General features: G+C 68.7%; 15 protein-coding genes and 2 pseudogenes. 15 read left to right on the top strand and 2 right to left on the bottom strand.

The genetic code is table 11. The features are described 5' to 3' along the window. Positions 1-210 precede the first annotated feature (210 nt). The 6 genes from FJM51_RS18655 (at position 211) to FJM51_RS18630 (ending at position 5,095) form a co-directional block, all read left to right on the top strand. Complete coding sequence (locus FJM51_RS18655) at positions 211-1,365, top strand: ABC transporter substrate-binding protein (protein ID WP_140455648.1); 1,155 nt, start codon at positions 211-213, stop codon at positions 1,363-1,365. Positions 1,366-1,445: 80 nt separating this feature from the next. Next, on the top strand, positions 1,446-1,850 hold the full coding sequence (locus tag FJM51_RS18650; protein WP_210240345.1) for a RidA family protein: 405 nt from the start codon (positions 1,446-1,448) through the stop codon (positions 1,848-1,850). After that, positions 1,847-2,650 carry an ABC transporter ATP-binding protein gene (locus FJM51_RS18645; RefSeq protein WP_140455647.1) on the top strand — a complete coding sequence of 268 codons (804 nt, stop codon included), beginning with the start codon at positions 1,847-1,849 and terminating at the stop codon, positions 2,648-2,650. Before FJM51_RS18650 ends, FJM51_RS18645 begins: the two co-directional genes overlap by 4 nt. Beyond that, positions 2,625-3,344: an ABC transporter ATP-binding protein gene (locus FJM51_RS18640; RefSeq protein WP_210240344.1), complete on the top strand. Its 720-nt coding sequence runs from the start codon at positions 2,625-2,627 to the stop codon at positions 3,342-3,344. The genes FJM51_RS18645 and FJM51_RS18640 overlap by 26 nt, the downstream gene beginning before the upstream one ends. 1 nt (position 3,345) lies before the next feature. Continuing rightward, positions 3,346-4,395 (top strand): alpha-hydroxy acid oxidase, encoded by a 1,050-nt coding sequence (locus FJM51_RS18635; protein ID WP_140455645.1) that lies wholly within the window; start codon positions 3,346-3,348, stop codon positions 4,393-4,395. A 16-nt stretch (positions 4,396-4,411) separates the two neighbouring features. Then, the gene (locus FJM51_RS18630; protein ID WP_140455644.1) at positions 4,412-5,095 is read left to right on the top strand and encodes a GntR family transcriptional regulator; all 684 of its coding nucleotides are present in this window, start codon (positions 4,412-4,414) and stop codon (positions 5,093-5,095) included. On the opposite strand, the gene FJM51_RS18625 is transcribed toward FJM51_RS18630, so the two are convergent. Next, on the bottom strand, positions 5,065-6,390 hold the full coding sequence (locus FJM51_RS18625) for an aspartate aminotransferase family protein (RefSeq protein WP_140455643.1): 1,326 nt from the start codon (positions 6,388-6,390) through the stop codon (positions 5,065-5,067). The genes FJM51_RS18630 and FJM51_RS18625 overlap by 31 nt on opposite strands. Positions 6,391-6,632: 242 nt before the next feature. Here FJM51_RS18625 and FJM51_RS18620 point away from each other — a divergent pair, with 242 nt between their 5' ends. The 6 genes from FJM51_RS18620 to FJM51_RS18595 are packed head-to-tail and all read left to right on the top strand — an operon-like array spanning position 6,633 to position 12,718. Then, on the top strand, positions 6,633-7,577 hold the full coding sequence (locus FJM51_RS18620) for an ABC transporter substrate-binding protein (protein WP_140455642.1): 945 nt from the start codon (positions 6,633-6,635) through the stop codon (positions 7,575-7,577). Next, entirely contained in the window at positions 7,574-8,620 is a 1,047-nt protein-coding gene (locus tag FJM51_RS18615) for an ornithine cyclodeaminase family protein (RefSeq protein WP_140455641.1), read from the top strand. Before FJM51_RS18620 ends, FJM51_RS18615 begins: the two co-directional genes overlap by 4 nt. Positions 8,621-8,635: 15 nt before the next feature. Continuing rightward, positions 8,636-10,003, top strand: coding sequence for an allantoinase AllB (gene allB, locus FJM51_RS18610; RefSeq protein WP_140455640.1), 1,368 nt, complete (start codon positions 8,636-8,638; stop codon positions 10,001-10,003). A 7-nt stretch (positions 10,004-10,010) separates the two neighbouring features. Next, positions 10,011-10,895 (top strand): branched-chain amino acid ABC transporter permease, encoded by an 885-nt coding sequence (locus FJM51_RS18605; protein ID WP_140455639.1) that lies wholly within the window; start codon positions 10,011-10,013, stop codon positions 10,893-10,895. 13 nt (positions 10,896-10,908) lie between these two features. Continuing rightward, positions 10,909-11,946, top strand: coding sequence for a branched-chain amino acid ABC transporter permease (locus tag FJM51_RS18600; protein WP_181164630.1), 1,038 nt, complete (start codon positions 10,909-10,911; stop codon positions 11,944-11,946). After that, on the top strand, positions 11,936-12,718 hold the full coding sequence (locus tag FJM51_RS18595) for an aldolase (RefSeq protein ID WP_140455637.1): 783 nt from the start codon (positions 11,936-11,938) through the stop codon (positions 12,716-12,718). The genes FJM51_RS18600 and FJM51_RS18595 overlap by 11 nt, the downstream gene beginning before the upstream one ends. Positions 12,719-12,767: 49 nt before the next feature. On the opposite strand, the pseudogene FJM51_RS18590 reads toward FJM51_RS18595, so the two are convergent. After that, positions 12,768-13,390: pseudogene (locus FJM51_RS18590) on the bottom strand (IS5 family transposase); the annotation flags it as partial. A gap of 397 nt (positions 13,391-13,787) precedes the next feature. Here FJM51_RS18590 and FJM51_RS25350 point away from each other — a divergent pair. From FJM51_RS25350 to FJM51_RS24830, 3 genes and pseudogenes are all read left to right on the top strand, one after another. After that, positions 13,788-13,910 (top strand): annotated as a pseudogene (locus tag FJM51_RS25350) (IS4/Tn5 family transposase DNA-binding protein); the annotation flags it as partial. A 227-nt stretch (positions 13,911-14,137) separates the two neighbouring features. After that, the gene (locus FJM51_RS18580) at positions 14,138-14,734 is read left to right on the top strand and encodes an IS4 family transposase (protein ID WP_140455635.1); all 597 of its coding nucleotides are present in this window, start codon (positions 14,138-14,140) and stop codon (positions 14,732-14,734) included. Then, on the top strand, positions 14,707-15,678 hold the full coding sequence (locus FJM51_RS24830; RefSeq protein WP_210240343.1) for a hybrid sensor histidine kinase/response regulator: 972 nt from the start codon (positions 14,707-14,709) through the stop codon (positions 15,676-15,678). Before FJM51_RS18580 ends, FJM51_RS24830 begins: the two co-directional genes overlap by 28 nt. Positions 15,679-16,143: the final 465 nt, after the last annotated feature.

Here is a 16,143-nt window from a genome sequence, read left to right as displayed (position 1 = left end):
TCGTATGCGAGGTGGATATGCATGTATTTCATGGCTTTAACGTCTCTGCCCGCGAGAAATCCCGCGCGCTTCCGTGGTTGACCTCCGTATCAAAGTATACATTATGAAGATATTCAAGGTTGCACCGGACGGAAAGGGAGGCCTCCGGCAATCGTCCAGATCCGGCCGCGCGATGGGCGACGGCCGCGCAGTGAAAAAGGGTGCACGAGAATGATCGATACCAAGCGTCGGCGGCTTCTCTATGGAGCGATGACCGCCACCGCGCTCGCCATGGCGGCGGTCCTGCCTGGCCGGGCCATGGCCCAGGAAACCGTGAAGCTCGCGGCCGCGGGCCCGATGACCGGTCCCTCGGCCGAGACGGGCCAGCGCATGAAGGCGGGCATCGAGCTCGCCGTCGAGGAGATCAACGCGTCGGGCGGCGTCGGCGGCAAGACGCTGGTCGTCGACTTCTACGACGACGAGGGCAAGCCCGAGGGCGCCGCCGCCGTCGCGCAGCGAATCGCCTCGGATTCCGAGGTAATCGGCGTGATCGGTCATATCAACTCCTCCGCCACCATGGCCGCGCTCCCGATCTACAAGCGCGCCGGGCTGACCGAGGTCTCGGGGAACTCTTCCGCCTGGAAGGTGACCCACATGGGCTTCGACAACATCTTCCGCGTCATCATCAACGACCAGGGCCAGGCGCCGGTGGTGATCCAGCAGCTCGTCGAGGTCGAGGGCCGCAAGAAGATCGCGATCATCTATGAGAACAGCGACTACGGCAAAGGCGCGCTCGAATCCGCGACCGAGACCGCGCACGCGCTCGGCGCCGAGATCGTCGCCGCCGAGACCTACCAGCCGGCCGTCGACCGCGACTTCGCGGCGCAGCTCACCAAGATCATGGCCGCCTCGCCCGACGCGCTCTTCCTCGTCGGCCAGTATGGCGAGGGCGGGGCCATCTTCAACCAGGCCTATCGCCTCGGCCTGACCACCGACGGGTCGGTGCTGAAAGCCGGATTCGACGGGCTGCGCCAGGGGCCGTTCATCGACCTCGCCGGCGCCGACGCGGTCGAGGGGCTGCTGATCTTCGCCTCGTTCAACTCGCTCTCGGACGCGCCGAAGACGGCGGAGTTCCGCGAGAAGACCATGCGCCTCTTCGGCCATCCGCCGACCGAGCAGGAAGCGCACAACTACGACGTGACCTATCTTTACAAGGCGGCGATCGAGGCGGGCGCCACCAAGGAGACGATGTCCGAGGTGATGCGCACGATGAACATGGAGGGCGTCTCGGGCCATCTCCAGTTCGACGAGAACGGCGACGTGAAGGGCAAGGAGATGGTGATCTTCGCCGTCAAGAACGGCGAGTTCGTCCCTTACGTCAAATGAGACGCGGGACGGCCGGCCATGGGACCGGCCGTCGATCGCCCGGGGGCACGGGCCCCCGGGGCAGGAGAATGGAGACTGTGATGGCCAAGAAAGCGCTCAATTATCCCGGTGTCGCCGACGGCGAAAAGCCGATGGGTCCCGCCCCACTCTCGCCCGCCGTGGTGATCGAGGATTTCGTCTATCTCTCGGGCCAGGTCGGGATCGATCCGGCCACGGGCAAGATCGTCGAGGGCGGGATCGAGGAGCAGACCCGGCAGACGATGGAGAACATCAAGGCGCTGCTCGCCGCCGAGGGTCTGACTCCGGACCACGTCGTTAAGAGCCTGTGCTTCATCACCGACGTCGCGAACTTCACCGCGATGAACGGCGTCTACAAGACCTACTTCGCCGATCCGAAGCCGGCGCGCTCGACCGTGGGGATCGTCCTCGCCGATCCGACGCTGCTGGTCGAGATCGAGGTCATCGCCCACCGGCGGGCCGCGTGACCAAGCGCGCGCATTCCGACGCGGCGCCCTTGCTCGAGGTCTCGAGTCTCGGCAAGGCCTTCGGCGGCGTGCAGGCCGTCGGAGGCGTCGACCTGCGGCTGGAGCGGGGCGAGGTCGTCACGATCATCGGCCCGAACGGCTCGGGGAAGTCGACCTTCTTCAACCTGCTGACCGGGATCTACGCGCCGGATTCCGGCGCGATCCGGCTCGAGGGGGTCGACCTGACCGGCCTGCCCGGGCACCGGATCGCCCAGGCCGGGATCGCGCGCACCTTCCAGAACATCCGGCTCTTCAACAACCTCACGGTGATCGAGAACGTGATGATCGGGATGCACACCTCGGTGCGCGCCGGCCTCCTGGAGACGGTCATCGGCCGCAAGGGCCTGCGCCGCCGCGAGGAAGCCGCGCGCGAGGCCGCGCTCGCGCATCTCTCGCTCTTCCGGCACCGGCTCTTCCCCCGGCTCGATCATCCAGTCTTCACCCTGTCCTACGCGAACCGGCGCCGGGTCGAGATCGCCCGCGCGCTCGCGGTCAATCCGAAGCTCCTGCTCCTCGACGAGCCGACGGCGGGCATGAACCCCTACGAGACGGCCGAACTCGTCGAGAACATCCAGGAGATCCGCGCCTCCGGCCTCACCATGGCGATCATCGAGCACAAGCTCGACGTGGTGAACCGGGTCTCCGATTTCGTGGTGGTGCTCGACCAGGGCAAGAAGATCGCCGAGGGCGACGCCGAAACCGTACGCAACGACACACATGTCATCGAGGCCTATCTTGGACACCCAGCAACCGCTGCTTAAGGTCGAGAAGATCGACGTCTGGTACGGGCCGCACCACGTGCTGCGCTCGGTCGACTACGAGCTCTACGAGGGCGAGATCGTCTGCCTGCTCGGCGGCAATGCCTCGGGCAAGTCGACCACGATGAAGTCGATCCTCGGCATCACGAAGCTCCGGGGCGGCTCGATCAGCTTCCGGGGCGAGCGGATCGACGGCTGGGAGACCGGCGCGCGGGTGAAGGCCGGCATCGCGCCGGTGCCCGAGGCGCGGCGGGTCTTTCCCGAAATGACCGTGATGGAGAACCTCGAGCTCGGCGCCTATACCCGGGGCGGCGACCTCTCGGCGAGCTACGACAAGGTCTTCACCCTCTTCCCCCGGCTCAAGGAACGCGTCGGCCAGCTCGCCGGCACGATGTCGGGCGGCGAGCAGCAGATGCTCGCGATCGGCCGGGCGCTCATGTCCGACCCGAAGCTCATCTGTATGGACGAGCCCTCGATGGGCCTCTCGCCGCTTCTCGTGCAGCGCGTCTTCGAGATCATCAAGCAGCTCAACCAGATGGGCGTCACCATCTTCGTCGTGGAGCAGAACGCCAACGCCGCGCTCTCGATCGCGCACCGGGGCTATGTGATCCAGACCGGCAAGATCGTGATGGCGGACACGGCGGCGAACCTGCTGAACGACCCGGAGATGAAGAACGCCTATCTGGGGAAGCTCTGACATGGGCGAGATCCCGTCCTCGCTGCGGGCGGCGGTCCGCGACCGGATCGGCCCGGAGCTCGAACGCTATCTCGAGGGCCGCCCGCGCGACATGGACCCCGGCGCCAGCGACCCGAACGAGGCCGCCTTCGACGCCTACCGGCTGGTGCCCCGGCTCCTGACCGGGATCGCCGACACCGATATCGGCGTCGACTGGCTCGGCCACCGGGTCGCGGCGCCGCTGCTGGTCGGCGCCTTCGCCGCCGACCGGATCCTCGATCCCATGGGCGTGGTGCCGATCGCCCGCGCCGCCGGGCGCCTGCGGCTACCGATCGTCATCTCGGAGGAATGCCTGACCCCGCTGCCCGAGATCACCGCGGTCAACGGCTGCGTGGCGCTGCAGCTGCGGGGCGCGGGGCCGCTAGACCGCGCGCTGGCGCTCGCGGGCCACGCGGCGGACTCCGGCGCGCGCGGCATTGTGCTGACCGCGCTCGCCCCCGCGCATCCCCGCCCCGGGCTCTTCCCCGGCGGCCTCGACATCCAGGCCGCGACCCGCGAGCGCGGGCTCCGTCCGATCGCGGCCGAAGGCGGCGATCACACCGTCCACGCCTCCCCCGCCTGGAGCTGGGCCGACCTCGCCGCCTTCGTCGCCGAAGCCGCGGCGCTCGGCCTGCCGGTGCATCTGAAGGGCGTGCTCGATCCCGCCGACGCGGCCCGCGCGCTCGACGCCGGCTGCGCCGGGGTCGCGATCTCGAACCTCGGTGTCCGTAACCTCTACCGCTGGGCTCCGGCGGTCGCCCGGCTCCCAACCGTCGCGGCGGCGGTCGGGACGCGCGGCGCGGTGGTGCTCGACGGCGGGGTCCGGAACGCCGCCGACGCGGTGGTCGCAGCCTGCCTCGGCGCCGATCTTGTGACCATGGTCCGGCCGATCGTATACATGGCGATCGCCGAGGGAGAGGACGCGGTTGGTGATTTTCTGTCGAAATTCTTGGATGACTTCTACACGATCTGTTTCTGGATGGGCGTGGACCGAGTCGGCGCGTTCAGTTCTGACCACGTAACAAGACTCTGAAGTCAAAGGTGACATTTTGTCTTACGACAACGAGGAATTTCGCCATCGCAGTCTGCCCGACCAGGTCGCCGACCATATCGTGATCCTGATCGCCAAGGGCGAGATCAGCGCCGGCGACCGGCTCTACGAGAACGAACTCTGCAAGACGCTCGGCGTCAGCCGTGTCCCAGTGCGCGAGGCGCTCCGGCTCCTGCAGGCGCAGGGGGTGGTCCGGACCGAGCCGAACCGCGGCAACTTCGTGCGGCACCACGGCTCGGACGAGACCACCGAGATGCTGCGGATCCGCCTGACGGTCGAGCGTCTCGCGCTGCGGCGTGCGATCCCCGCTGTCCGCAGGGACCCGGCCAACCTCCGCCCTCTCCGGCGCGCGCTGGAACAGATGCGCGTCCCGGCCACCACCGAGAACCGCGTCGCCGCCTGTCAGGCGGATCTCGAATTCCACCAGTCCATCGTGCGGCTCTCGGAAAGCGCCACCCTGATGACCGTCTGGGAAATGCTCGCGCGCGGCATTCTCGTATTTCTCGCCCAGGAGCGGGACGCCTACTACGACAACGAAAGCAACATCCGCGATCACGAGATCCTGCTCGAGGCGATCGAGGTCGGCAAGCTCGGCGTGCTCGACGAGCTGATCGAGGATCACATTCTGCGCGTCTATCTCGCGCGCCAGGCTCAGGCCCGGGCGCCGAGCCCCGCGTCCTGAGGGTAGAGCGCGCGGCGGCGCTCGAGCGCGGCGGAGATCGTCGTGGAAATCTCAGCCATATCCGCCGCCTCCATGGCGAGCGACAGCGCGAACTGCCCACGCGGCGCGCTGTAGAGCCCGGCTTCGATCAGATCGAGATGAAGGAGCGCTCGCTCCTCGGTCTGCGCGGGGAGATCGTCCGGGCGGAGGATCGGATCGGCTGTGAAGTGAACCGCCATGATCGAGCCGCGCCCCGTGAACCGGACCCGAAGATCGAGCCCCGCGCAGATCGCGTTCAACTCGCACCGCAATCGCTCGCCGTCCGCGAAGAGAGCCTCCGCCCGCTCGGGCGGAAACGCCCGCTCCAGCGCCGCCGCGCCGACCCGCATCGAGAAGACGTTGTTGTTGAAGGTGCCGGCGTGCGGCAGCCCGTCCGGCCGGAACGGATCGAACCGCGCCATCAGCTCCGCCGGCCCGCCGAAGGCGCCGAAGCTGAAGCCGCCGCCGAGATACTTGCCGAGCGTCGTCAGGTCCGGACGCAGCCCGTAGAGCCCCTGCGCCCCGGCCGGCCCATGCCGCGAGGTCACGATCTCGTCGAAGATCAGCAGCGCGCCCGTCGCGTCGCAGGCCTCGCGCAGCGCGGCTAGGAAGGCGGGCTCGGCCGGGATGCAGCCGGCGTTGGTCATGATCGGCTCGACGATCACCGCCGCGAGGCGGTCGCCCGCCGCGCGGATCCTGTCGCCGATGGCGGGATCGTTGAACCGCTCCACCCGCCAGTCCATCGCCGCCCGCATCGCCGCGCCGCCGCCGAAGTTCAGCACCCCGCCGTGATAGGCGCCCTCGAAGGCCATCACCGCGCCGCGCCCGGTGGCGATCCGCGCCAGCGTCAGCGCGTAGAGATTGGCCTCGGTGCCCGAATTGCAGAAGCGCAGCTGCTCGACCGCTGGGAACCTCTCCGCGATCAGCCGCGCCAGCGCAACATCGGCGGGCCCCGGGGCGCCGTTCGAGACCCCCGCGGCCAGCGTCTCCCGCACCGCCTCGACCACCACCGGATGGCTGTGGCCGTAGAGGCCGGCGGTGTATTCGCCGAGCGCGTCGAGATAGTCGTGCCCGTCGACGTCGGTGATCCGCGCGCCCGCGCTCCGCGCCGCGTAGAGCGGGAAGGGCGCGAAGTGGAGCGCGGTCCGGGTATTGCCGCCCGGCATCGTCGCCCGCGCCGCCGCGTGCAGTTCCGCGCTGCGCGGGTTGCGCGCGCGATAGGCGTCGCGCGCCGTATCGAGCGCCTCGGCGAGGGATTTCGGGTCGGGTCGGGTCATAGTTTCGAATCCCTCAATTCGCGGGTTGCGGACGCCTCGACCAAAAACTCTTGGCTACGGCGCGAGTCGAAAGCAGGCGGAGCGAGTGAGATCATGGAAATATAATGAATATATTTCAACATGTTAATCGCCGGATCGTCGAGCCGCACGTTACAGGCCAGCAGACGTTGACACAAGTATGAAAGTATACATTATGCGAACTCAAGGCGCACCGCGCGCCAGGATTCCGACGAGAGGCGCCGATGCGAAAGCTCAGGATGAACCAGGGTGACCCGACCGAGGGGCGGATCTATTTCCTGCCGCACTTCGTCGCCCAGGACCGAGGCTTCTTCGCCGACGAAGGGCTCGAAGTGGAATTCGTCTGGGCCGAGCACGGCGACCATCTCGCCAAGAGCGGCCAGATTCCCGCCGTGCTGAGCGGCGCGGCCGACCTCACCGTCGGCGGCCCGATGGTCACGATGCGGATGTTCGCCGAGGGCTCCGCCCATCTCGTGAACTTCGGCGCGCTGGTAGCGAAGAACCCCTGGTATCTCACCGGCCGCGCCGCCGAACCGGGTTTCACGCTCGAAAGCCTCGCGGGCCGGACCGTGTTCGACGCGGCCTCGATCACCACCTCGACGCTCAGCCTGCGCCACGCGCTTAGCCAAGCCGGGCTGAGCGACGCGGTCGAGGTGATCGAGCTCGCGCACGAGGACCCCGAGGCGATCACCGATTTCATCGCCGGCCGCGGCCCGGGCGGCGGGGCGGATGTCATCTACCACTCGATGCACGCCCTCGCCCCGGCGCTGGCGGCGGGCGAGCTTCACGCGCTCTCCGACCTCGCCCGGTTCACCGGCGACGTGCCCTGGAGCGCCTATATCACCCGCGCCGAGACGCTCGACGCGCGCCGCGCGGATTTCGCCGCCTTCGCCGCCGCGATCGGCCGCGCCCTCGACTGGGTCGCCGCGACCGACCCCGAGGCGATCGCCGATCAGGTCGGCGCCTATTACCCCGGCTATCCGCGCGCGGCACTCATCCACGGGATCGGCGCCTACAAGGATCTCGGCCTCTGGGCCACCGCGCCGGTGATCTCCCGCGCTGATTTCGAGCGCTTCCGGACGCTCCTGATGGAGACCGGCTGGTTCGAGACCCCGGTCCCCTACGAGGCGCTGGTCGCGACCGACGTCGCCGCCGGAGCAGGCGCGTGACGCTGGCCTTCCGCGAGACCGCGCGCGCCGCGGCGCTTCCGCCCGGCCGGCTGCTCTATCTCTCCCGCGCCGATCTCGTCGCACTCGGCGTCGGCATGGGCGACGTGATCGCGGCGGTCGAGGACTGCCTCGCCGTCCAGCACGCCGGGACGGCGCTGATGCCGGGCAAGGCGAGCCTGCCTTGGAAGGACGGCGGGCGGCTGAACGGCAACGCCGCCTATCTCCGCGACGGCGGCGGGCTCGGCATCAAGTGGAACGCCGAGGTTCCGGCCAATGTCGCGAAGGGCCTGCCCAATCTCACCGCGCTCGTGCTTCTCAACGATCCCGAGACCGGTTTACCGGTCGCGGTGATCGACGGCACCTGGATCACCGCGATGCGCACCGGCGCCGCCTCGGCGGTGACGGCGAAGCATCTCGCGCCGGAGAAGGTGGAAAAGCTCGCGCTGATCGGCTGCGGCGTCCAGATGCGGACGCAATTGCTCGGCCTGCTCGAAGTGCTGAGCCCAGAAACGATCGCGACCTACGACATCCGCCCCGAGGCCGCGGCGCGGTTCCGCGACCAGATGGAGCGGCGCACCGGCCGGGCGATCACTATCGCCCCGAGCGCCGAGGCGGCGGTGCGCGACGCGGGCGTAGTCGTCTCGGCGACCAAGTTCGCGATGCTGCCCGATCCCTGCCTCCGTCGCGACTGGATCGCCCCGGGCGCGCTGGTCATGCCGATCGACGTCGGCACCGTCTGGGAGCCGGAGGCCTATCTCTCGGCGGACAAGTTCGTCACCGACCGCTGGGACATGCTGACCTGGGTCGCCGAGGGCGGGCATTTCCCGAACGGCCTGCCGAAACTCCACGCGGAACTCCACGAGATCGCGGCGGGCGCCAAGCCGGGGCGCGAACGCGCGGACGAATTCATCTTCTCGATGAACGAGGGCATGCCGATCGAGGACATGATCCTCGGCCGGCTGGTCGCGACCCGCGCGGCTGCGGCGGGGATCGGCACCTGGCTCGACTTCCTCGCCGACCCCGAAACCAACTACGACTTCTGAAACGGACAGGCTGACATGGATCTCGTCATCGCCGGCGCCACCGTTGTTCTCGAGGATCGAGCGGCGCGCCTTCACGTCGGAGTAAGCGACGGCCGGATCGCGGCCCTCGTCGACGGCGCCGCCGCCGTCCCCTCCGCGACCCGCGTCATCGACGCCGAGGGCCTGATGCTGCTCCCGGGCGCCATCGACGCGCATACGCATTTCACCGCCGGCCACGACGACATCCTGCCCGAGATCGAGGCTGGCACCGCCGGCGCGGCCAAGGCCGGCGTCACGACGGTGATCGAGATGCCGCACATGAACCCGCCCGCGACCACGCTGGAGCGGTTCCTTGCGAAGCGCGAGACGATGGCCGCGCACGCCTGCGTCGATTTCGCGCTCTGGGGCGGGCTCACCGGTGCCAACCTCGACCAGATCGCGCCGATGCACGAGGCGGGCGCGGTGGCGATGAAGGCGTTCAGCTGCTCGGGCCGCGCCGACCGCGCGGCCGGCGACGCGCGCGGCCTGCCCGGCCTCGACGACGACGCGCTGAGCGAGGCCCTGCGCGAGATCGCCGCCGTCGGCTCCCTGCTCGGGCTCCACGCCGAGAACCACGACATCATCCAGGGCAGCATGGCGCGCCTGCGCGCGGCCGGCGCCGACGGCGGCCGCGCCCATGGCGCCGCCCAGCCCGAGATCGCCGAGACCGAGGCGGTGGCGCGTGCGATCCATCTCGCCGGCCATCACGGCGCGCGGCTCCACATCGTGCATCTCTCGACTGGCAACGGCGCGCGCATCATCGACGCCGCGCGATCCGCCGGCCGGATCGTCACGGTCGAGACCTGCCCACAGTATCTCGTGCTCGACGAGGACGACCTCGAGCGGATCGGCGGCATCGCCCGCTGCGGCCCGCCGATCCGGCCGCGCGCCACGGTCGAGGATCTCTGGGCCGAGGTCGCGACCGGGACAATCGACGCGCTCACCTCCGACCACTGCCCCTATCCGATCGCGCTCAAGGAGACCGCGTCGATCTGGGAGGCGGCGATGGGGCTGACGGGGATCGAGACCACGACGCCGATCTTCATCGGCGCGGCGCTCGACCGGGGGCTCGATCCTGCGCTGATCGGCCGGATGATCGCGACCGGCCCGGCGCGGATCTTCGGCCTCTACGGCCGCAAGGGCGCGATCGCCCCCGGCTTCGACGCCGACCTGATCCTGCTCGACCCGAAGGGCGAGACCGTGATCGACGCGGCCGCCTTCGAGGGCCAGGCGAAATGGTCGCCCTTCGACGGCACGCGCTGCACCGGCCGGATCCGGGCCACCTTCCTGCGCGGCACGGAGGTCTTCTCGCACGCGGGGCTCGCGGCGTGGCCGGGCGCCGGACAATTCCTGCCGCGGGCGTGAGGGGGCGATGACCGGACTGGAGTATTTCTTCGCGCAGATCCTGAACGGCCTCTCGGCCGGCAGCATCTACGCGCTCATCGCCGTCGGCTACAGCATGGTCTTCGGCGTCCTGCAGATGCACAATTTCGCCCATGGCGACACGCTGATGTTCGGCACCTATGTCGCCATGGCGCTGATGCTCGTCGGCGTCCCGGCGATCGCGGCGATCCCGCTCGGGATTCTGCTCGGCGGCGCGATGGGCTTCTTCATCGAGCGCATCGCCTTCCGCCCGACCCGGACCGCGCACCGCATGGTGCCGACGGTGAGCGCGATCGCCGTGGCGCTCATCATCCGCAACACCGCCCAGCTCATCTGGGGCACCACGACCGAGCCCTTCCCGCTCGACATCCCGGTCGCGCGGGCCGAGGTCTTCGGTATCGGCGTCACCTCGACCCAGGTCGCGGTCTTCGGCGTGGCGCTCGCGCTCATGCTCGCGACCGACCTCTTCGTGCGCAAGACGATGATCGGCAAGGCGATGCGCGCGGTGCAGCAGGACATCGACGCGGCGGGCTACATGGGGATCCCGGTCAACCGCACCATCGCGATGGTCTACGTGCTCGGGGGCCTCCTCGGCGTCGCGGGCGGCATCCTCTTCGCGATCAACTACAACACCGTCTACCTGATGATGGGCTTCACCGTGATGATGAAGGCCTTCGTCGCGGCGGTGATCGGCGGCATCGGCAACATCAAGGGCGCCTTCGTCGGCGGCCTGGTGCTCGGCGTCGCCGAGGCGCTGGCGGCGGCCTATTTCGACACCGGCTATCGCGACGGGATCGCGATGGGGCTCCTGATCCTCGTCCTGCTCGTGCGGCCGCAGGGCCTGTTCGGCCGGCCGATCCAGGTGAAGGTCTGAGGGGATGACCGACATGACCACCGGACCGACCGAAGGCCGCTCGCTCGTGGGCACGCTGCGCTCCATCCCGCCGGGCGTCCTCTGGACCCTGGGCTTCGGCCTCGCCGCGCTCTCGCCGCTCGTCATCACCGACCAGTACCTGTTCCGCATGTTCACGATGATCGCGATCTGGTCGATCCTGGCGCTCGGGCAGAACATCATCACCGGCTTTTGCGGCCAACTCTCCTACGGGCAGGCGGCCTTCTACGGGATCGGCGCCTATACCTCGGCGCTGCTCACGATCCACTTGGGCCTGCCCTTCCCGATCACGCTCATCTGCGCCGTCGCGCTCTCGGCGGCCTTCGGCCTGCTGATCGGCTATCCCGCGACGCGGATCGGCGGCGACTATCTCTTCCTCGTCACCATCGGCTTCGCCGAGATCTGCCGCCTCGTCTTCCTCAACTGGGACAGCGTGACGAACGGCGCCGTCGGCCTGCCGAACATCCCGCCGATCAGCCTCTTCGGGCACCAGCTATGGACCAACCAGGAATATTTCCTGCTCTCGCTCGCGCTGCTCGCGGTCGTGGTGGCGATCACCAACCGGATCAGCGCCTCCGACATCGGCCGCTGCTTCCTCGCGGTGCGCGAGGACGAGATCGCGGCCCGCGCGGTCGGGATCAACGTCGCCCGCTACAAGCTGCTCGCCTTCGGCCTAGGCGCCGGAATCAGCGGCGTCGCGGGCGCCATCGTCGCGCATTTCCTGAGCTATGTCGGGCCCGACATGTTCACCAACTGGGAAAGCACCCTAGTCTTCGCGATCGTGCTCGTCGGCGGGCTCGGCTCGGTTCCCGGCACCATCCTCGGCGCCGCCGTGATCATCGGCATCTTCGAGAGCGCGCGCGGCATCTCGGACTACCGGCTTTACATCGCGGGCGGGCTCCTGCTCTTCGTGGTGCTGGTCCGGCCGCAGGGGCTCCTGGGCGCGGTGAAGCTCCGCCGCCCCGGCCCGTCGCCGGCGGTCGACCCGGAGCCGGAGCCCGAGAAGGAAATGGAGAAGACCCATGGCGCATGAGCTCGACGTCCAGCGCGCGACCCGCGCGGGGCTCGATACCCCCGAGATCCGCGAGGCCCGGCGCGACCTCGCCGCCTGCCTCCGTATGGCCGCCCGGCTCGGGCTGCAGGAGGGGATCTGCAACCACTTCTCCGCCGTCGTGCCCGCTCACCCCGATCTCTTCGTCGTCAACCCCTACGGCCTCGCCTTCGAGGAGGTGCGCGCGGCGGATCTCGTGATCTGCGACTTCGAAGGCAACGTGCTCGAGGGCGAAGGCGCCCCCGAGGCGACCGCCTTCCACATCCACGCCCAGCTGCACCGGCTGCTGCCGCGCGCGGCGGCCGCCTTCCACACGCACATGCCCTGGGCGACGGCGCTGGCGATGACCGAGGGCGAGCCACTCGTCTACGCCGGGCAGACCGCGCTGAAGTTCCGCGGCCGCGTAGTCTATGACCGCGACTACAACGGCCTTGCGCTCGACGCTGAGGAGGGCGCGCGCATCGCCGCCACGCTCGGCGACGCCGACGTGGTTTTCATGCGGAACCACGGCGTGATGGTGATCGCGCCCACGATCGCCGAGGCCTGGGACGACCTCTACTATCTCGAGCGCGCCGCCGAGGCGCAGATCAAGGCGCTCTCGACCGGCCGGCCGCTGGTTCCTGTGCCACCACAGCTGGCTGAGAAGACGGCGCGGCAGATCCGCGCGGGGGACGCCGAAAGCGCGCGGCTGCATCTCGCGAGCGTCCGGCGGATCATCGGCCGGGAAACGCCGGACTACGCCGACCTGGGCTGACCCCGGAGGTGGATCCGATCAGGATCTGTGGACACTTGTCGTATCCATAGACGGTCGCGGCGATGCAGATGGCGCTCATGAAGAGGTGGGCGCAGCGGTCGTATCGGGTGGCGATGCGGTGCCAATCGGTGGCATGCCGAACATGCCCTCGATCCGATTGCGCTGCTTGTAGAGGTCGGCCTCGTAAGGCAGGGGCGCCTTGCGGTTCGCCCGGCCGGGGATGCAGGGGGCGATCGCGAGTTCAGACAAGCCTACGCGGGACCGGTCGCTGACATAGCCCTTGTCAGCGGTAAGAACGTCCGCGTCGGGCAGCACGGTCGCCGCGCCACGATAATCGCTGACCTGACCCTCGGTGAGGCGCAGGATCAAGGGCTTGCGGTGTGGCACACCGCGTGCAGCTTCGGGTTCAGAGCACCCTTGGTGCGCCCAATACGGCAGGGTACAGCTCCCTTTGAGCAGGCTGGCGGCGGTGCGGTGGACCTTGAGGCGGGTCGAGATCCTGTCGAAGACGCCGATCCTGCTCCAGCGGATAAAGCGATTGTAGAGCGTCTTCGGCGGTCCGTAGACGGCGGGCGCGTCCCGCCACATCAGCCCGCCCCGGATGACATGGATGATCCCCGAGATCACCCGCCGGTCCTCCACTCGAGGTACACCGCGCGGCTTGTTTGGGAAGCTTGAGGCACATTCATCACCAGATGGAAGCTGGAGCGTTCCGTGGGGCGCGGGGTGACGTTGGCGGAGGCGGCCATCGTGCCCCATCTGATGGTGTAGCTCGCGGCGGTCATCGGGTTTCCCGGTAGGGTCGGGTTGCTGAGCCAACCTGAACCGAGGCATGCCCCCGATGACCAAACCCATGATGGACCTGCGCGCTCTGGTGGAAAGAGCGCCGATGCGGACCTGTTGCGCGAAATGATCGGCTTTGCCGCCGAGCGCCTGATGGGTAAGCATCCGGCTTGGCTTGCAGTTACCCACAAGTTGGTGCGGTGAATTGAATCACCTTCCAGATTGGCCTTGGCAACAATGATAGGATCATGATTCGTCATGTGCACCGAACGCGTGAGGTGCGAGCATGGCGCAAAGCTGGGTGGCAACGGAAACTGCCGGGTGCGATCTGGGCGGTGAGCGGCTGAACCGCAGACTCGGGGCGATGCTCGAGGCTCTCGGGGAGCGGCCGGGAAAATCGCCGCCCCCGGCGTTCCAGGACTGGTCGAACACCAAGGCGGCCTACCGGTTCTTTTCCAACGGCAATGTCAGCGAAGATAAGACCCTGGGTGACCATTTCGCTGCCTCTGCCCTGCGCATGAAGGCCACCGATGGTCCCATCCTGATCCTTCAGGACACCACGGAATTCACCTTCGCACCGCTGCGCTCAAGCGCAAGATCAATCCCATCCGTGTCCCCATTGAGCAAAAGGAGAGCATGCGCTGGCTCGACAATCTGCGCCTATCCACCGAGCTGGCAGGCGCGCCGGAGCGCTGCGTGCATGTCGGCGACCGCGAGAGCGACATCTACGAGCTCTACAGCCTGGCCGAGGAACTTGGGACCGGCTTCCTGGTCCGGAGCTGTGTCGACCGCCTGGCGGAGGATGGCGGCACGACCATCGCCAAGGTCATGACGCAGGTGCAGTCCAGCGGCACCCACGAGGTGCGGTTCCGGGACGCGCAGGGCAAGGAGCATTGTGCCGTTCTGTCCGTCCGGCATGCGACGACGACGGTCCGCCCGCCGATAGGAAAGCAGCGGAAATACCGGCACCAGGAGCTCCAGATCATCCATGCCGAGGAACTCGACCCGCCGGAGGACAGGGCCCCCGTCCTCTGGAAGCTGATCACGAACCTGCCGGTGACGACCCACGCCGAGGCCGTGCGCAAGCTCGAATGGTATGCCCTGCGCTGGAAAATAGAGACCTTCTTCAGGACCCTGAAGACCGGCTGCCGGATCGAGGATCTGCGCCTGGCCACAGCCGATCGCTTGGCCAACTGCATCGCGCTGTGCTGCGTCGTGGCCTGGCGGGTGTGACCCCGATCCTCGTCCTGACCGCGCGCGACGGCCTCGGAGACCGGGTCGCGGATCTCGACTCGGGGGCGGACGATTACGTGGTCAAGCCCCTCGCGATGCCCGAGTCCGTCGCGCGCTGCCGGGCGTTTCTGCGTCGGCCCGGCGCCTGTCTCGGGGCCACGCTGGAACTCGGCAACCCCGTCTTCGACACGATCGAGCGCGAGGCGCGGACCTCGCGCGAAGCCCAGGCCCTCGTCGCCTCGGTGAACCGGATGCTCGCGCGGATCGAGACCTCGGTCACGGCGCCGCGCGACTTCGCCGGAGACGCGGCCCACGAGTCGCGGACCCCGCTCTCGGTCATGATGCTGAGCATCGGGCGGCTGCCCGACAGTCCCGAGAAGGCGAGGCTCGAGGTGGACGCCGAGAAGATGCGGCGGCTCGTCAACCAGATGCTCGACATGTCCCAGGCGACCGCGCTCGAATTCGGTCCCGAGGCCCGGGTCGACCTCGGCGAGGTCGCACGCGCGCTCGTCGCGGAGCTGACACCCCTCGCCCTCAACCGGAACCGCCGGATCGCCTTCGAGGACGCGGCGGCGGTCCCGGTGCATGGCCATGCCGAGGCGCTCGGACGGGCGCTGCGAAACGTCATCGAGAACGCCCTCTCGCATTCCCCCGCCGGCGAGGTGGTGACGGTGACCGCAGGACCCGGCCCCGAGATCAGCGTGCGCGACCGTGGCCCGGGCATTCCGGCCGACCGGAGCGCCGCGGTACTCCGGCGCTTCCGGAAACTGGACCGGAGCGGCTCCGACGGCGTCGGGCTCGGCCTCGCGATCGTCGCCGCCACGATGCAGCTGCATGGCGGCGCGGTGGAAATCGACGATGGCCCGGAAGGCGGAACCCCGGTCCGGCTGATGTTCCCCCCGCCGGAGACCGGCCGCGCCCGGCTGCCCGACGCCGCCGAATAGCATGCATGCGAATCCCGCTGATCGAGAACGACCGGATGACCTGCTCGCGGCGCTCCGGCGCCAGGCGGGTTTTCCGGGCAATGATCCGGGCTCACCTGCTTTCGCGGCGCTCCGGCGCCCCCGGCTCATCGCGATTGCGACCGAGGAGGCCGCCATGGCTTCGCTGGAGCGGTTATCCGGCGCGACTCCGATCGCGCGCCTTCGCGGTTCCCGCCCCGGCGGGCCACCCGCGCACTTCCGGCGCTCCGCGAAGAGATCGAAGACGCCGCTCCAGATGGCGGGAACCGAGGCGTCCGCCGCCCGTCACCCCCTCCAATGCATGTCACGGCACGGGATGGCACATGCGCGACGGCGGCGTTCGAACCTTGAAGCCCCGCGACTGGCTCCTCTGGCTGCTTGGCGCGCTCGCGGTGTGTCAGGCGATTTTCGCCGCCCTCCCGGCGATCGACATCCGGGTGTCGAGCC

The organism is Amaricoccus solimangrovi (assembly GCF_006385685.1).
Classification (GTDB): domain Bacteria; phylum Pseudomonadota; class Alphaproteobacteria; order Rhodobacterales; family Rhodobacteraceae; genus Amaricoccus; species Amaricoccus solimangrovi.
Note: the sequence above shows the minus strand (reverse complement) of the source record. Positions and strands in the feature narration are given on the sequence as shown.